15 protein-coding genes are annotated in these 14945 nt (G+C 61.0%); 10 read left to right on the top strand and 5 right to left on the bottom strand.

The annotated features are described in order from the left end of the window. Positions 1–5: 5 nt before the first annotated feature. The 3 genes from KBF66_RS05270 to KBF66_RS05260 all read right to left on the bottom strand — a co-directional run bounded on the left by KBF66_RS05270 (position 6) and on the right by KBF66_RS05260 (position 3489). On the bottom strand, positions 6–1997 hold the full coding sequence (locus KBF66_RS05270) for a TonB-dependent receptor (protein WP_296653418.1): 1992 nt from the start codon (positions 1995–1997) through the stop codon (positions 6–8). 196 nt (positions 1998–2193) lie between these two features. Beyond that, on the bottom strand, positions 2194–2748 hold the full coding sequence (locus KBF66_RS05265) for a flavodoxin family protein (protein ID WP_296653415.1): 555 nt from the start codon (positions 2746–2748) through the stop codon (positions 2194–2196). A gap of 39 nt (positions 2749–2787) precedes the next feature. Then, complete coding sequence (locus KBF66_RS05260; RefSeq protein ID WP_296653412.1) at positions 2788–3489, bottom strand: pirin family protein; 702 nt, start codon at positions 3487–3489, stop codon at positions 2788–2790. A gap of 120 nt (positions 3490–3609) precedes the next feature. Between KBF66_RS05260 and KBF66_RS05255 the strand changes: the two genes are divergently transcribed. Genes KBF66_RS05255 through gluQRS form a run of 3 tightly spaced genes read left to right on the top strand, consistent with a single transcriptional unit; the run spans position 3610 to position 6630 of the window. Further along, complete coding sequence (locus tag KBF66_RS05255) at positions 3610–4548, top strand: LysR family transcriptional regulator (protein WP_296653410.1); 939 nt, start codon at positions 3610–3612, stop codon at positions 4546–4548. Positions 4549–4582: 34 nt separating this feature from the next. Continuing rightward, positions 4583–5638: an NAD(P)-binding protein gene (locus KBF66_RS05250; RefSeq protein ID WP_296653407.1), complete on the top strand. Its 1056-nt coding sequence runs from the start codon at positions 4583–4585 to the stop codon at positions 5636–5638. A gap of 20 nt (positions 5639–5658) precedes the next feature. Continuing rightward, positions 5659–6630, top strand: a complete 972-nt coding sequence (gluQRS, locus tag KBF66_RS05245) for a tRNA glutamyl-Q(34) synthetase GluQRS (RefSeq protein ID WP_296653403.1) — start codon at positions 5659–5661, stop codon at positions 6628–6630. Here gluQRS and KBF66_RS05240 read toward each other — a convergent pair. Next, the gene (locus tag KBF66_RS05240) at positions 6627–6977 is read right to left on the bottom strand and encodes a TfoX/Sxy family protein (RefSeq protein WP_296653400.1); all 351 of its coding nucleotides are present in this window, start codon (positions 6975–6977) and stop codon (positions 6627–6629) included. The genes gluQRS and KBF66_RS05240 overlap by 4 nt on opposite strands. 86 nt (positions 6978–7063) lie before the next feature. Between KBF66_RS05240 and trmB the strand changes: the two genes are divergently transcribed. Beyond that, the gene (gene trmB / locus KBF66_RS05235; RefSeq protein ID WP_296653545.1) at positions 7064–7840 is read left to right on the top strand and encodes a tRNA (guanosine(46)-N7)-methyltransferase TrmB; all 777 of its coding nucleotides are present in this window, start codon (positions 7064–7066) and stop codon (positions 7838–7840) included. Then, complete coding sequence (locus KBF66_RS05230) at positions 7827–8732, top strand: pseudouridine synthase (protein WP_296653398.1); 906 nt, start codon at positions 7827–7829, stop codon at positions 8730–8732. Before trmB ends, KBF66_RS05230 begins: the two co-directional genes overlap by 14 nt. A gap of 31 nt (positions 8733–8763) precedes the next feature. Here the strand turns inward: KBF66_RS05230 and KBF66_RS05225 are convergent, their stop codons facing one another. Then, positions 8764–9690, bottom strand: coding sequence for a LysR family transcriptional regulator (locus tag KBF66_RS05225; protein WP_296653395.1), 927 nt, complete (start codon positions 9688–9690; stop codon positions 8764–8766). Positions 9691–9864: 174 nt separating this feature from the next. Here KBF66_RS05225 and KBF66_RS05220 point away from each other — a divergent pair, with 174 nt between their 5' ends. The 5 genes from KBF66_RS05220 to KBF66_RS05200 form a co-directional block, all read left to right on the top strand. Beyond that, the gene (locus tag KBF66_RS05220) at positions 9865–10911 is read left to right on the top strand and encodes a DctP family TRAP transporter solute-binding subunit (protein WP_296653394.1); all 1047 of its coding nucleotides are present in this window, start codon (positions 9865–9867) and stop codon (positions 10909–10911) included. An 87-nt stretch (positions 10912–10998) separates the two neighbouring features. After that, entirely contained in the window at positions 10999–11664 is a 666-nt protein-coding gene (locus tag KBF66_RS05215; protein ID WP_296653392.1) for a TRAP transporter small permease, read from the top strand. Further along, a complete protein-coding gene (locus KBF66_RS05210; RefSeq protein ID WP_296653389.1) occupies positions 11661–12944 on the top strand; it encodes a TRAP transporter large permease subunit in 1284 nt (427 codons plus the stop codon). The genes KBF66_RS05215 and KBF66_RS05210 overlap by 4 nt, the downstream gene beginning before the upstream one ends. A gap of 67 nt (positions 12945–13011) precedes the next feature. Next, the gene (locus KBF66_RS05205) at positions 13012–13857 is read left to right on the top strand and encodes a MaoC family dehydratase N-terminal domain-containing protein (protein WP_296653387.1); all 846 of its coding nucleotides are present in this window, start codon (positions 13012–13014) and stop codon (positions 13855–13857) included. Between the two features lie 9 nt (positions 13858–13866). Then, a partial coding sequence (locus KBF66_RS05200; protein ID WP_296653385.1) for a CaiB/BaiF CoA-transferase family protein occupies positions 13867–14945 on the top strand: 1079 nt, incomplete at its 3' end.

The raw sequence follows: 14945 nt of genomic DNA, 5'->3' as shown, positions 1-14945 counted from the left end.
TGCGCTCAGCGCTCGAGCGTCAAACCCAGCCAAGCTTGACGCTTGAACAAAAATGCAGGATCGTAGTCGCGATAGTCCGGCCCGAGGTTCTGCACCACCAACGCCAGTTCACCCCGGTGCGCACCCCAGCGCATGCGCTTGGCCAGTCGCAGATCGGTGCGGTTGACCACCGGCTGGCGGTCCCATCCAGAACCGATCAAACGGGTGATCCCGGTGTGGTAATGCATCAGGCTCAGCTCGATGTCGCCGGGCAACTTTTGAAACAGCGCCAGTGTGGTGGCCAGTCGCGGTGCCGCCAGGTCGGCTGTTGAATACTCCGGGGCGGGTCCGATCTTGGTATAGGTCTGATTGAGCAGCAGTTGAGCCCCCTGCCAGGCCTGCCACTTGAGCTGGTATTCCACACCCTGAATATCAAAACCCGCGTCATTGGCATAAGACCTCGGGCGCGAGCCTGCCACCGGGATGATGAAGTCTTCCATCCGTTCTTTGAAGGCACGCACGTCCAGCGACAACGCCCACTTTGGAAACTCGCCAAGGTAGCTGACTTCGCGGGTGGTCACCCGCTCCTCATTGACCCGTCCGCTCGATAGCGTATTGATACTGAGCAAATGCCCGTTCCAGCTGTAGCGCACGTTGCCGAACTGCTCGAAACTGCTGGGCGGTCGGTAGGCGCGCGAGGCCCCGGCACGCAAGGTATGGCCTGGTGCCACCAACCAATTGACCATCAACCGGGGTGCCACGGTATCGCCCGCAATGCTGTTGTGCTCATACATGGCTCCGGCGTTGAGCAGCACGGCCGGCGTGAAGCGCCACTCCACGTTGCCAAACAGCCGGTTAAACCTGGTCAACAGCGCATCGTCGCGGTTGAACAACGCCCGGGAAACAAGCCTTTCAGTTCGAAACTCAGTGCCCCAGACCCAGCGCAGGTCATCGCTCTGGCGCACACTGTGCTGCACGGTCAGGCTGTCACTGCGACTGCGGCCGCCAGTCCCGATATTGATCGAGTCCTTGATGCCGAGCGGGAGCAGCGAGTAGGAGAAATCATCGCTGTAGCGTTCCTGGGTGTGCGACAAGCGCACCAACAGGTCCTGGTCGGGACCGAGGTTACGTCGCCAGTCGATTTGGGCGAACTCGGAGCGAAACAGACCATCGCGCGGCGGATCGTCGACGTCGCCTCCCGGATCATTCTTGTCGCCCGGATTGCCCTTGCCCGCATCAATCACATAAGCGCCCATGTGAAGCTGCAAGGTGTCTTGCCCGGACAGGTTGATGTCTGACCGGAAATTCAGCCGCGTCACGGCATTCTGGTTGTAGGCGCCGTGCAACCCGTCGTCGCTGCGCCGGTCGGCACTCAAACGGTAAGTGGCCGCATCGCCGCCCCAGCCCAACCCGGCACCGACATCCCTGATGCCATTCTGGCCCGCTTTGACATTCGCTGAGGCACCCAGGGTGTCAGCGCTGTGACGGGTGACGATATTGATCACACCCAAAATGGCCCGGGCACCGTAAGCCGCTGAATTGGAGCCACGCAGCACCTCGATGCGCTCGACCTCGGCAGGGGCGATGCCCATCAGTCCGGGCGCGATATTGCCGACAAAATAGGGGGTGTAGGCGGAGCGCCCGTCAATCAACAGCTCAATGCGTCCGGCAAAAATGTTGTAGGCACCGTGGTAAGTGGTGACCGGCGCGCCACTTTCAAACGCCGTGCTGACCTGAAACCCGGGTACCAGGCGCAGCAGGTCAGCGATGTCGCGCGCGCCACTCTGGCGAATCATCTCGCGGTCGAGTACGGTCACCGTACCCGGCGTTTCATCGAGACGCTGGGGCAAGCGCGACACCGACAGCACCACCGGCATATCCGCCAGAAAGTCTTTCTCGGACAGCAAAGCGAGTTCCTGCGCCTGCGCCGCAGCGGTCAGCAACCACGCACCGGCCAGAGTCAGCGCCGAAACGGCAACAGTAACGAAACGTGCAGGGGGTTTAATGGCGCAAAACATGGCAGTCGAAGCAAGAGTTGGAACAGACCGGATTTTGCTACCAGGCAGCCACCTTGCCCTCGCTACCGCGCAAAAAACTGTGACTTCCCGCCCGGCACTGGCCAGCTTCACCACATCGGACTCTTGCCGTGCAATACCGGCAGCGGGAAGACGCAGCAAAGCACCGGGCCGCCCTTGGCCCGACCCGTCACGCTGCTCAGGCCTTGAAACGTCCAGCCAGTGCTGCCACCCGCTGGCCAAACAGGCGCGCCGTCTCCAGGTCGCCGCTGGACATCTCAGCCGGAGAGGCGTCCGACGGTGACTGCGCCATGGCCCCACTGAAAGACCCCACAAAATTCACATCGTCGCGCTGGGCGGCCTTGGCGTTGCTTGGCATCAGGCCGGTGCCAACCCAGATGCCACCGTGCTGCATGGCCAGGGTAAACAGGTAGTGCAGGGTCGACAGCTTGTCGCCGTTCATGGTGGCGCTGTTGGTAAACCCGGCAAACAGCTTGTCTTTCCAGGCTTGGCTGAACCAGGGCTTGCTGGAGGCATCGGCAAACTTTTTGAACTGCCAGCTCACACTGCCCATGTAGGTCGGACTGCCCATCACGATGGCATCGGCCTCATTCAGTGTGGCCCAGCCGACGTCAGACACATGGCCGTCGGCGTCGATGGCGACCAGCTCAGCACCCGCACCTTCAGCCACGGACTGCGCCATGCGCAGGGTATGGCCATAGCCGGAATGAAAAACAACGACAACATTTGCCATGATGAAAACTCCTTGGTTTGAAAAAAAGAAACAAACGAATCAGGCGCTCAGATCGAACACCAGAACTTCGGCACTGACGGCATTCGTCAGCAACACCGCCGCCTCGTCGGCCAGCAGAGCAGCGTCACCCTGGCCCAGCGCAAGGCTGTTGACGGCGAGCTGGCCTCGCACCAGAAAAACGTAGGCCCTACGCCCCGGTTGCAGTGCCAGCGTGGCGCTTTGCCCTTCGTCGAACAGTCCGGCGTACAGGCGCGCATCAGCGTTCATCGACAGCGACCCCTGTGCACCATCCGCTGAGGCAATCTGGCACAGACGGCCCTGCTTGTCCGCAACGGCAAACGACTTCTGTTGGTAACTGGGGGTCACGGCCTGGACACTGGGCTGAATCCAGATCTGCAGCAAATGGGTGGTCTGCGCCTTCGCATGGTTGAACTCGCTGTGGCGCACACCGGTTCCTGCACTCATGCGCTGCACTTCACCCGGCTGGATCGATTCGATGTTACCCATGCTGTCCTGGTGCGCCAGCGCGCCTGACAGAACATAGGTGATGATTTCCATGTCGCGATGGCCATGGGTGCCAAAGCCCTTGCCGGCCTCGATCCAGTCCTCGTTGATGACGCGCAGATTGCCCCAGCCCATGTGTTGCGGATCGAAATAATCGGCAAACGAAAAACTATGAAACGACTTGAGCCAGCCATGGTCGGCATACCCACGGGCTTGGGACGGTCTCAGCGTGATCATGGCAGTTCTCCATTGGGTGAATGAGGGGCGGACCGATGAACTGTAACGCGACCGGCCCGTGCTGCAGTACACCGGATTTGATGGCATCATTCAAAACGCTTGAATACAAAAGGCCGAACCATGCAAACCGCACGCAATGTACTGACACCGGATGCCTTGTCCATGTTGCAAACCATCGCCCAGACCGGCAGTTTCGCGGCTGCCGCACGGGCCGCCGGTATGGTGCCGAGTGCCCTGACCTACCGCGTTCGCCAGATTGAGGACGCGCTCGATGTGCTGTTGTTTGACCGCAGCGCCCGCCAGGCCAAACTGACGGTCGCCGGGCAGGAACTGCTGCTGGAGGGTGTGCGCCTGCTGGAGGACATCGATGCAGTGGCGAACCGGGTCAAACGTGTCGCCACCGGCTGGGAACCCCAGTTCACCATTGCAGTGGACAGCATCATTGCCAAAGCCACGGTGATGGAGTTGTGTGAGCATTTTCTGGCGCAGAACCCGCCCACCCACATCCGCTTGCGTGACGAAACCCTGTCTGGCACTCTCGAAGCGCTGACCAGCGGTCAGGCGGATCTGGCACTGGGCGTAGCCGACATGATGCACAACACGGGCATCACCGCCAAGCCCTTGGGCGAAGTGCGCTTTGTCTACGCTGTGGCACCCCACCATCCCTTGGCCAAAGTACCGGAGCCTTTGTCAGACGAGGTCCTGCGAGCACACCGGGCGGTGGCGGTGGCCGACACCGTCAGCCGCGGGCGCGGCGTCACCATGGGTCTGCTGGGCGGACAGGACGTGCTGACCGTGGCCACCATGCAGGCCAAGCTCGACGCGCAGGTGCGCGGACTGGGCTGCGGTTCGGTGCCGCAATGCATGGCACGTGAACTGATCGACGCCGGCCTGCTGGTGGTCAAAACCACCGTCCACGCGCCACGGCTGGTGAAAGTCAATTACGCCTGGCGCCACAGTGCCAAGGCCAGTCGCGGCCGCGCCATGCAATGGTGGCTGGACGCGCTGGACAACGCCACCACCCGCGCCGCTTTGCTGGAGCGTCACCGGGGCGGTTAAAGTCGGTGCCATACCAACCACGGAGTCAAACAACATGAGCACAGCCCCCCGCGCAACCCGACACTTCGCCATTGTGGGCGCAGGCATGGCCGCCATCACCTGTGCGCGCACGTTGGTGCAGGCCGGGCACCGGGTCACCGTCTTCGAGAAAAGCCGTGGCGTTGCCGGTCGCATGGCCACACGCGACAGCGCCTTTGGCTCGTTTGATCATGGCGCGCAGTACTTCACGGCCCGCGATCCGCGATTTTTGCTGGCCTTGCAGACCACCCCCGAACTGTGCAAACGCTGGAGCGCCAACAGTGTGCAAGTGCTCGACGAGCTGGGTCGCGCCAGCGGCCCGGCCAAACCCGACCCGGACGCCCATTGGGTCGCCGTGCCAGGCATGAAATCGCTGGTGGCGGGCTGGTCCGAGCCGCTCAAGGCGGCGGGACAGATCGTGCTGCAAACCCGCGTGACGCAGATTGAACGCGACGCCATGAACCCGCGCCACTGGCAGCTGCGCACCGAGGCACTTGACGGTGCCGTGCACGTGTTCCCCGGTTTTGATGCCGTGATGCTGGCCATTCCTGCAGCCCAGGCGGAAAGTCTGCTACAGACATCCAAACAGGCCCCAGCCTGGGTCAAACAAATGGCCGGGGTGCAGGTGGCACCCTGCTGGACGCTGATGCTGGCTTTTCCACAGGCGATGCAGCCAGGGCTGACCACACTCGGCCCGCAATGGAATGCTGCACGCAGCAGCCACCACCGCATTGCCTGGGCGTCGCGCGAGTCGAGCAAACCTGCACGCAGCCCGATCGAGCGCTGGACGGTGCAAGCCAGCCCCGCCTGGTCACAGGAACATCTGCACGACGACCCGGCGCGGGCCGAGGCCAAGCTGCTCAAGGCATTCACCGAAATCACCGGTATCCGGGCCGAGCCTGCCCATGTCGATAGCCAGCGCTGGTTGTACGCCAAGACCCTCAAGCCCCTGGGCCAAAGCCATTTGTGGGACGCCAGGAAAGGCCTTGGCGTGTGCGGTGACTGGTGCCTTGGGCATCGGGTCGAGGATGCTTTTGTGTCGGGACTGGAACTGGCTCTGGCCGCCCTTTGAACTAGCAACACAGTACGACGGTGAGCAGCGGCTACGTCGGTCGCTTTGCGCCCTCGCCCACCGGGCCGCTGCACGCCGGCTCATTGGTGGCGGCGCTGGCCAGTTGGCTCGACGCCCGGGCGCACGACGGGCAATGGCTGGTGCGCATGGAAGACGTCGACCGCACGCGCTGCCAGCCGGGGCTGGATGCCACTATCCTGCAACAGCTGGCCCAGTGTGGTCTGCACAGCGACCGCCCACTGCTTTACCAGTCCGGGCGTGACAGCGTTTACCAGGGCGCTCTGGACGACCTGGCGCAACGCGGCTGGGCCTATCCCTGTGGCTGCAGCCGCAAGGACATCGCTGCCGCACAGCCCGCTGGCGAAACCGTCAAATCCCGTCATGCCGAGCTGATCTACCCCGGCACGTGCCGCCCCGGCTTGCAAGGCAAGGCGCCGCGCGCCTGGCGGTTCAGGACCAATAGTCTGGACAATATTTGGCCTCAAGCGCATACCTCACAACGGTTTCAAGCTACTAATTTAGTCACAGAAGTGTCGCACCGGTGGGTGCCTGACCCCACTGTCAACTGGAACGACCGTCGGCTTGGGCAACAGCAACAAAACGTCAGCACCGAGGTGGGCGACTTCGTACTCAAGCGTGCCGACGGCTGTTTTGCCTATCAGCTGGCGGTGGTACTGGACGACGCTGCGCAGGGCGTGACCCATGTCGTGCGAGGTGAAGACCTGGCGGACAACACGGCGCGCCAGATCCTGCTGCAGCACGCCCTGCGCCTGGCCACCCCAAGTTACCTGCACACGCCGCTGGTACTGGGTGTCAATGGCGAAAAACTGAGCAAACAGAACGGTGCCCAGGCGGTCCGGACATGCAGCGACCGGGACGTTCAACAGGCGCTGCACGATGCCGCCGCCGCGCTGGACCTCAGCCGGCCCAGCGGCAGCACACCAGACTTGCTACAGCATTGGGTGGCGCAATGGCGCCAAAAGTTCGCTTAAGAGCTGCCGCCTTTTCGGCCTGGCGTACGCGGCTTGGCAGGTTTGGCGGCCGGCAATGCATCTGCCGTGGCGCGCACCAGCCGGGCCATCAACGCCTGATCGTCCAACTGGTCATCCAGCCGCAGACAGGCTTTGGCACCCGGGTAGGGTGCTGCTTCGTGCACCACCTCGAGCAGCGCGCGACCGGCGGCGGTGGCTTTAAGAAAAAACTGGTTGTCACACACCAGCGCCACCACTTTGCCGTCGCAATACACCGCGTATTCACCAAACATCTTGCGACACGACACCGGGCCAGCCGCACCGATCTGGTCGATCACATAGTCCATAAATCGCTGGTCTGAGGCCATGAAATGCTCCTGTCAAGTGCCGCGGTCTGGCAAATCTACAATCGCGCCCCGTGAACGATACCACCCCAACCCGCCCGCAAGCTGCATTGCCCGATGCGCCGCGCCAGCCACGGCTGCGCAAATCCGCCCCACAAGACGTAGCCCACCCCAAGGACATCAAGAGTTTTGTGCGACGCGCCGGGCGCATCACCAGTGGGCAGACCAAGGCCTTGGCAGAGCTGGGGGCCAGGTTCTTGCTGCCGTATCAGCCAAAAGCTATTGATTTTGTAGCTGCTTATGCAGATTCAGAAAGCGCTAAAGGGCAAAATGACCCTGAAAATCGGCCCATTGTCCTGGAGATCGGCTTTGGCATGGGTGAGGCCACTGCACACATTGCAGCCGCATTGCCGCAGACCCATTTTTTATGCTGCGAAGTGCATCAACCCGGTGTGGGCGCACTGCTCAAACGCATGGGCGAGCAAGGCTTGCACAACATCCGCATCTGCGCCCACGACGCGGTCGAAGTCATTGACCACATGCTGCCGGCGCAATGCCTGGACGGCGTACACATTTTTTTCCCTGATCCGTGGCACAAGGCGCGGCACAACAAGCGCCGCCTGATCCAGGCACCGCTGGTGGCCAAGCTGGCCGCACGCCTCAAGCCGGGCGGCTACATCCATTGCGCCACCGACTGGCAGCCCTATGCCGAGCAGATGCTCGACGTGCTGGGGGCCGAGCCACAGTTGAAAAACACCGCGACCGCGGCACACCCGGAACTGCACGGCTACGCCCCCAGGCCACATTACCGCCCGCTCACCAAGTTTGAAAACCGGGGTCTCAAGCTCGGTCACGGCGTCTGGGACCTGGTGTTTGAGCGGATTTAAGCCGCCCACCCGCAACGGTGTGGGACCGAGTTGCGTCGGCCTGCCCGCCGGGCCCTGGCCGACGCTGCTGGACTTTTTGAGCGAGCGCTTTCCCAACGTGGCGCGCCCAACCTGGCTCGACCGTCTGGCGCGCGGTGAGGTGCTGGGCGAGGACGGCAAACCTGTGACGCCGATGGAGGCCAGCCAGCCGCCCTACCCGGCCCATACGCGCCTGTTCTATTACCGCGAGGTACCCGACGAGCCAGTGATTCCGTTTGACGAGGTGCTGCTGTTTGAAGACGCGCATCTGCTCGTGGTCGACAAACCGCATTTCTTGCCGGTGGTGCCCAGCGGCGGCTATCTGAACCAGACCGTGCTGGTGCGCTTGAAACGCAAGCTCGGGCTCGATGATCTGGTGCCGATCCACCGGATCGACCGCGACACCGCCGGGTTGGTGCTGTTTTCAAAGCAACGGGCCAGCCGCGCAGCCTATAGCGCCCTGTTTCGCCAGCATCAGGTCAGCAAGTGCTACGAGGCCATCGCGCCCTGGCGTGCCGATGTGCCCATGCCGCAAAAGCGCCAGAGCCGTATCCAGGAGGCCGGGCAATTCATGTTGCAGCGCGAGGTCGAGGGCACTCCCAACGCCACCACGCATATCGAGGTGCTGGAAGTACGGGGTGAGCTGGCACGCTACCGGCTCCGACCCGTGACCGGCCAGCGCCATCAGCTGCGGGTGCACATGCTGGCGCTAGGCTTGCCCATTCTGAACGACGGGCTGTACCCGGTGCTAACGCCGCAGGGGCAACTCGACCATGCCCGCCCGTTACAGCTGCTGGCCAAATCCCTGAAATTTGTGGATCCGGTGAGTGGTCTGGCCCGGCATTTTGAGAGTCAGCGTGAACTGTTGTTCTGACTCAATGGCGTGACACGCGGCTGGATGCAGATCAAGGTGTCTCGAGGGCCGTTGTTTGCCTGGACTTGACCTGCATTTCGGCGCACAAGTCATAGAGCTGTTGCGCTGCCGGTGTCAGCACCGACGAGCGCCGTTTGATCAGACCCATCTTGCGTTTGACCACCGGATCCACCAGCGGCACGCTGACCAGCAGCGGGTGGTCAGCGGCCGGCATCGCCATGGACGGCACCACGGCCACACCGAGTCCGGCTTCAACCAGACCAATCATGGTGGTGCCATGCTGGGTTTCGTACATGCTGTGCGGTTTACCAACTGCACCTGCCAGTGCCTGGTCCAGCAACAGGCGGTTACCCGAGGTCTTGCCGGCCGAAATGTAGTCGTACTGCGCCAATTCAAGCCAGCTCACCTGCGGCTTGCCCGCCAGGGGATGATCACGCCGGCAGGCCGCGACAAAGTGCTCCTCCAGCAGCGGTTCAAACTCGACATCGCTCTCCTGTGAACCAACAAAGTTCAGCCCAAAATCAGCCTCTCCGCGCGCGACCGCCGTCAACACCTCGTTGGCGCTGTCATCCATGATCCTGACGCGAATCTTGGGATAGCGCTGGTGGTAGGCCGCAATCACCCCCGACAAGAAGTAGTTCACCGCTGAAGGCACACAGGCCACGGTGACCTCGCCCATGCGGGTGGCGGCCACACCGCGAATGCCCAGCAGGGTGGTGTCGAGTGCGTCCAGAATCTGACGCAGCTGGCGATCAAAGTCGCGCCCCACCGTGGTCAGGTTGACTCGGCGTGTGGTGCGCTCCAGCAAGCGCGCGCCCAGCGCCTCTTCCAGCTTGTCAATGCGTCGGCTGAAAGCTGGTTGTGAGATGTGCACCGACTCGGCCGCCTTGCGGAAATTGCCGAGTTCGGCCACCGCCCGAAAAGCCAGCAAATCGTTCAAGTCAAAGTTCATGGCCATCGTGTCTTCCTCGTTCTATTGATGCTTATTGTGGATCAATCGATCAGAACTATGCAATTCACAGACATCCAGGATTGCGTAATTATCCGACCCCGTGCCATGCAGTTCTTTCCATAACGAACAAACGGCAGCTCACCCAGAACACCCATTTTTGACAACATCAGGAGACAAGACATGTACATCCAGACCCGCCGACGCTTTACCGCAACTCTGCTCCCTGCGCTCAGCACCCTGGTCGCATTGACCGCATCCGCAAGTTTGCTGCTGCCAGTCACAGCGCTAGCGCAAGCTCAATCGCCGATCATCATCAAGTTTTCGCATGTCGCTGCCGTTGACACGCCCAAGGGACAGGCGGCTGAATACTTCAAAAAGATCGTTGAAGAACGGACCAAAGGACAGGTCAAGGTTGAGGTGTTTGCCAACAGTTCTCTGTTCAAGGACAAGGAGGAACTGGAGGCCCTGCAAATGGGTACGGTACAGATGCTGGCCCCGGTGCCTGGCAAGTTCGGCCCCCTAGGGGTCAAGGAATTTGAGGTGTTTGATCTGCCTTACATCTTCAAGGACATTGACGCGGTGCACCGCTTTGCCCGCGGCTCGGGTGGTGCTGGGCTGCTCAAAAAGCTCGAAACCCGTGGTGTCACTGGTTTGGCGTATTGGGACAACGGCTTTCGCGTGATGAGTGCCAACAAGCCGATCCGCACGCCCGCTGACATGAAGGGCCTGAAGATGCGCATCAACTCCAGCAAGGTCAACGCCGCCATCATGAAGTCGGCTGGCGCACAGCCGCAAAGCCTGGCGTTCTCCGAGGTCTATCAAGCACTGCAAACCGGCGTGGTTGACGGGACCGAGGGCCCCTTGTCCAATTTGTACACGCAAAAGCAATACGAGGTGCAAAAACACGTGACCCTGAGCTACCACACCATCAGCAACTACGTGGTGGTGGCCAACAAGAAGTTCTGGGACGGCTTGCCGGCCAGTATCCGCACCACGCTTGAAGGGGCCATCAAGGACGCAACTGAATTCAACGACAGCGTGGCTGAAAAAGACGAGGCTGCATCACTGGCCGCCATCAAGGCATCCGGCAAATCAACCGTTTATGCCCCCACACCGGCGGAGATGGAATTGTGGGCCAAGACCATGATGCCGGTGCATGACGAGATGGCCGACCGGGTCGGCGGCAAAGCCTTCATCGACTCGGTCCGGGCCACATCGGCCAAGTAAGCAGCTCTCGCGTTCTGACGCAGCTTTGGGCACGCCGAATTCGGCATGCCCACGATGCTTCGTGCGCGCCAACCGTCTGGAGCCCCCATGAAAATTCTTGACCGACTCGAAGAACTGCTGATTGCGTTCCTCATCGCTGGCGCAACGCTGGTGATCTTCACGGCCGTGGTGCACCGTTTTCTCGCATCCTGGCAAATCCCGGTGATTCAGGACTTGGCCATTGCCATCAACATGTCCTGGGCGCAAGAGCTTTGCATCATCATGTTTGTCTGGATGGCCAAGTTTGGCGCGGCCTACGGTGTGCGTACCGGCATTCACGTCGGAGTGGATGTGCTGATCAACCGACTGAGTGAACAAAAGCGACGCTGGTTTGTGCTGTTTGGTCTGCTTTCGGGTGCGCTATTTACTTTTATCGTCGCGGTGCTCGGGGTGCGTTTTGTCTGGGAAAACGGCGCCCACTATGCTTTCATGCACGTATTGGGTCAAGCCTCTGAGAGCATGTTCCCTGGCCCAACCACACCTGATCTGGAGTGGCAAACCTGGATTGTTTATTCAGCCATTCCACTGGGTACGGCCCTGATGTGTTTCCGGTTTTTGCAGGTGGCGTACACCTTTACTCGTACTGGTGAGTTGCCGCACCATGACCACAGCCATGTCGATGGGCTCGATGAAGCGGACGTCACCGACGAATTTCACCCGCACGAATTGCACGCAGTGCATCCTGGTCACTCGAAAGGGAGCAAAAAGCCATGAGCACCGCCGTCATCCTGTTTCTGTTGATCGCGCTCATGCTGACAGGCATGCCGATCTCGATTTCTCTCGGCCTCACCGTTCTTTCATTCCTTTACTTGTTCACGCAGGTACCCATTGAATCGGTCGCGCTCAAGCTGTTTACCGGGATCGAGAAGTTCGAGATCATGGCGATTCCGTTCTTTATCCTGGCGGGCAATTTTCTGACCCACGGTGGCGTGGCCCGGCGCATGATTCACTTTGCCACCTCCATGGTGGGCCACTTTTATGGTGGACTGGGCCTGTCGGGCGTGGTGGCCTGCGCTCTGTTTGCCGCCATTTCAGGCTCGTCACCGGCCACTGTGGTTGCGATCGGCTCGATTCTGCTGCCCGCCATGGTCAAGGCCGGTTATCCGATGAAATTTGGCGCTGGCGTGGTGACAACTGCTGGGGGACTGGGCATTTTGATTCCGCCATCGATTGCCATGATCATTTACGCCGTGGCCACCAACTCATCCATTGGTGCGCTGTTCATGGCCGGTGTCATTCCGGGTCTGGTGCTGGCTTTTTTGCTCGGCGTCACCACCTGGTATATCGCGCGCAAGAATAATTACCCGCGCCAGCGCAAGGCCAGCTGGGCCGAGCGTTGGAAAGCATTGCGCGAGGCATTCTGGGGCGTGCTGCTGGTGTTCATTGTGATGGGCGGCATTTACTCCGGGGTCTTCACGCCCACCGAAGCCGCTGCCGTGGCGGCGGTCTACTCCTTCGTCGTGGCTATCTATGTGTACAAAGACATGCAGCTCAAGGACGTAACCAAGGTTTTGGTATCGTCAGCCAACATGAGTGCGATGTTGCTCTACATCATCACCAATGCAGCGTTGTTCTCGTTCTTGATGTCATACCAGCATGTGCCTGAAGAAATGGCCGGCTGGATGCTGTCACAAGGACTCGGGCCACTTGGATTCCTGCTGATCGCCAACATCCTGCTGCTGGCCGCCGGCAACTTCATGGAGCCCTCATCCATCATCCTGATCCTGGCACCTATTTTGTTCCCGATTGCCATCAAGCTGGGCATCGACCCGATCCACTTCGGCATCATCATGACAGTGAACATGGAAATTGGCATGTGCCACCCGCCGGTGGGGCTGAACTTGTATGTGGCTTCGGGCATTACCAAAATGGGGATTACCGAACTCACCGTGGCCGTCTGGCCCTGGCTGCTGACCATGCTGGCTTTTCTGGTACTGGTCACCTACTGGTCGCCACTAACCCTGTGGCTGCCAAAAACGCTGGGAATGATGTAAAAAATCGTGCTCCAGCCCTTATGGAACAAGTGCTGATGGCTTCTCTGCTTATATTGGAAACAGAAACATGAACCTGACTGACTGGATTGGTCGCAGCGAGCGGGTGTGCGATACGGCCACCCCCACGCCCTACGCTGCGTTATCTGCCACCTTTGACCGCGAGGCCGATCGCCCGGTGCCCGGCACGCCGCTGCCACCGCTGTGGCACTGGCTGTACTTCTTGCCGCTCTACCGTCAATCGGAGATCGGCGCCGATGGTCATGCCAAACGTGGTGGTTTTCTGCCGCCGGTGCCGCTGCCGCGGCGCATGTGGGCCGGCAGTCAGTTCACTTTTCACCAACCCGTGCGCATTGGCGACGTGCTGGAGCGCACCTCGATCATCGCGGATGTGACGGAGAAGTCGGGTCGCACCGGCAAACTGGTGTTTGTCAAGGTGCGCCACGAGATTCGCCGCGAAGGCGAGGCCGAGACTGCGCTGACCGAGTTCCACGACATCGTTTACCGCGAGGCTGCCCGATCTGACGACGTGGCACCCGCACCCAAGGCGGCGCCAGCAGCGTCAACCTGGGAAAAGAAATGGGTGCCCGATGACGTGCTGCTGTTTCGTTATTCGGCACTGACCTTTAACGGCCACCGCATCCACTACGACCGGAAATACGTCACCGAGGTCGAGGGCTACCCCGGTCTGATCGTGCACGGTCCGATGGTGGCCACGCTGCTGCTCGACCTGCTGCGCCACCAGATGCCCGAGGCCCAGGTGCTGCGTTATGAATTCCGTGCCGTGCGCCCGGTATTTGACATCCACCCGTTCTTTGTCTGTGGCGAGCCATGCGCTGACGGCAAGACCATCCATCTGTGGGCCAAAGACCATGAAGGTTGGCTAACGATGGATGCCACCGCGGTCATCGCCTGAGGACTCACCATGCAACCCCTCAAAGGCATCACCGTCGTCACGCTGGAACACGCCATTGCCGCGCCGTTTGCCACCCGCCAGCTGGCTGACCTGGGCGCGCGCGTCATCAAGATCGAGCGCCCAGGCGTGGGCGACTTTGCCCGGGGTTACGACAAGCGCGTGCGTGGCCTGGCCTCGCACTTTGTCTGGACCAACCGCAGCAAGGAAAGCCTGACACTCGATGTGAAACACCCTGAGGCGCAAAAAATCCTTAAACGTCTGATCGAGGAAGACGCCGACGTGGTGGTGCAAAACCTGGCGCCCGGTGCCGCCGCCCGCTTAGGGCTCTCGTATGCGGCATTGAGCGCCGCCATGCCCGGCATCATCGTTTGTGACATTTCGGGTTATGGCGACAACGGCCCTTACCGCGATAAAAAAGCCTACGACCTGCTGATCCAGAGCGAGGCCGGTTTTGTGTCGGTGACCGGCACCGAAGACACACCGTCCAAGGCCGGGCCGTCGATTGCCGACATCGCAGCGGGCATGTACGCCTACACCAATATCCTGGCTGCGCTGATGCATCGCCAGCAAACCGGCGAGGGTCAGCACATCGATATCTCGATGCTCGAAGCCCTTAGCGAGTGGATGGGTTACCCCCTGTATTACAGCCTGGACGGTGCCGCACCGCCGCAGCGCACCGGCGCCAGCCACGCCACCATTTACCCCTATGGCCCGTTTCCCGCCGGTGACGGCAAAACGGTGATGCTGGGTCTGCAAAACGAACGCGAGTGGAAAGCCTTTTGTGAGCAGGTGTTGCAGCAGCCGGAATTGGTCACGGATGAGCGTTTTGCCAGCAACCCCAAACGGGTGGCGCAGCGTACCGCGTTGTATGCACTGATCGTGCAGGGGTTTTCCACAATCACGGCAGCCCAGGTGGTGCAACGCCTGGAGGCGGCGCAGATTGCCAACGCCCAGGTCAACTCCATGGCCGAGGTCTGGGCACACCCGCAACTGCAGGCGCGCAAGCGCTGGACTTCGGTGGACACCTCGGTCGGCACGGTACCGGCCCTGTTGCCGCCGGGTTCCTGGACCAAAAGCGCACCGCGCAT

The sequence above is a fragment of the Rhodoferax sp. genome (assembly GCF_018063565.1).
In the GTDB taxonomy this organism is placed as follows: domain Bacteria; phylum Pseudomonadota; class Gammaproteobacteria; order Burkholderiales; family Burkholderiaceae_C; genus Rhodoferax.
Note: the sequence above shows the minus strand (reverse complement) of the source record. Positions and strands in the feature narration are given on the sequence as shown.

Excerpts from the sequence above, each read along its gene's own strand:
- KBF66_RS05270 (WP_296653418.1), bottom strand. The coding sequence starts at position 1,997 with ATGTTTTGCGCCATTAAACCCCCTGCACGTTTCGTTACTGTTGCCGTT.
- KBF66_RS05265 (WP_296653415.1), bottom strand. The coding sequence starts at position 2,748 with ATGGCAAATGTTGTCGTTGTTTTTCATTCCGGCTATGGCCATACCCTG.
- KBF66_RS05260 (WP_296653412.1), bottom strand. The coding sequence starts at position 3,489 with ATGATCACGCTGAGACCGTCCCAAGCCCGTGGGTATGCCGACCATGGC.
- KBF66_RS05255 (WP_296653410.1), top strand. The coding sequence starts at position 3,610 with ATGCAAACCGCACGCAATGTACTGACACCGGATGCCTTGTCCATGTTG.
- KBF66_RS05250 (WP_296653407.1), top strand. The coding sequence starts at position 4,583 with ATGAGCACAGCCCCCCGCGCAACCCGACACTTCGCCATTGTGGGCGCA.
- KBF66_RS05240 (WP_296653400.1), bottom strand. The coding sequence starts at position 6,977 with ATGGCCTCAGACCAGCGATTTATGGACTATGTGATCGACCAGATCGGT.
- KBF66_RS05225 (WP_296653395.1), bottom strand. The coding sequence starts at position 9,690 with ATGGCCATGAACTTTGACTTGAACGATTTGCTGGCTTTTCGGGCGGTG.
- KBF66_RS05220 (WP_296653394.1), top strand. The coding sequence starts at position 9,865 with ATGTACATCCAGACCCGCCGACGCTTTACCGCAACTCTGCTCCCTGCG.
- KBF66_RS05215 (WP_296653392.1), top strand. The coding sequence starts at position 10,999 with ATGAAAATTCTTGACCGACTCGAAGAACTGCTGATTGCGTTCCTCATC.
- KBF66_RS05210 (WP_296653389.1), top strand. The coding sequence starts at position 11,661 with ATGAGCACCGCCGTCATCCTGTTTCTGTTGATCGCGCTCATGCTGACA.
- KBF66_RS05205 (WP_296653387.1), top strand. The coding sequence starts at position 13,012 with ATGAACCTGACTGACTGGATTGGTCGCAGCGAGCGGGTGTGCGATACG.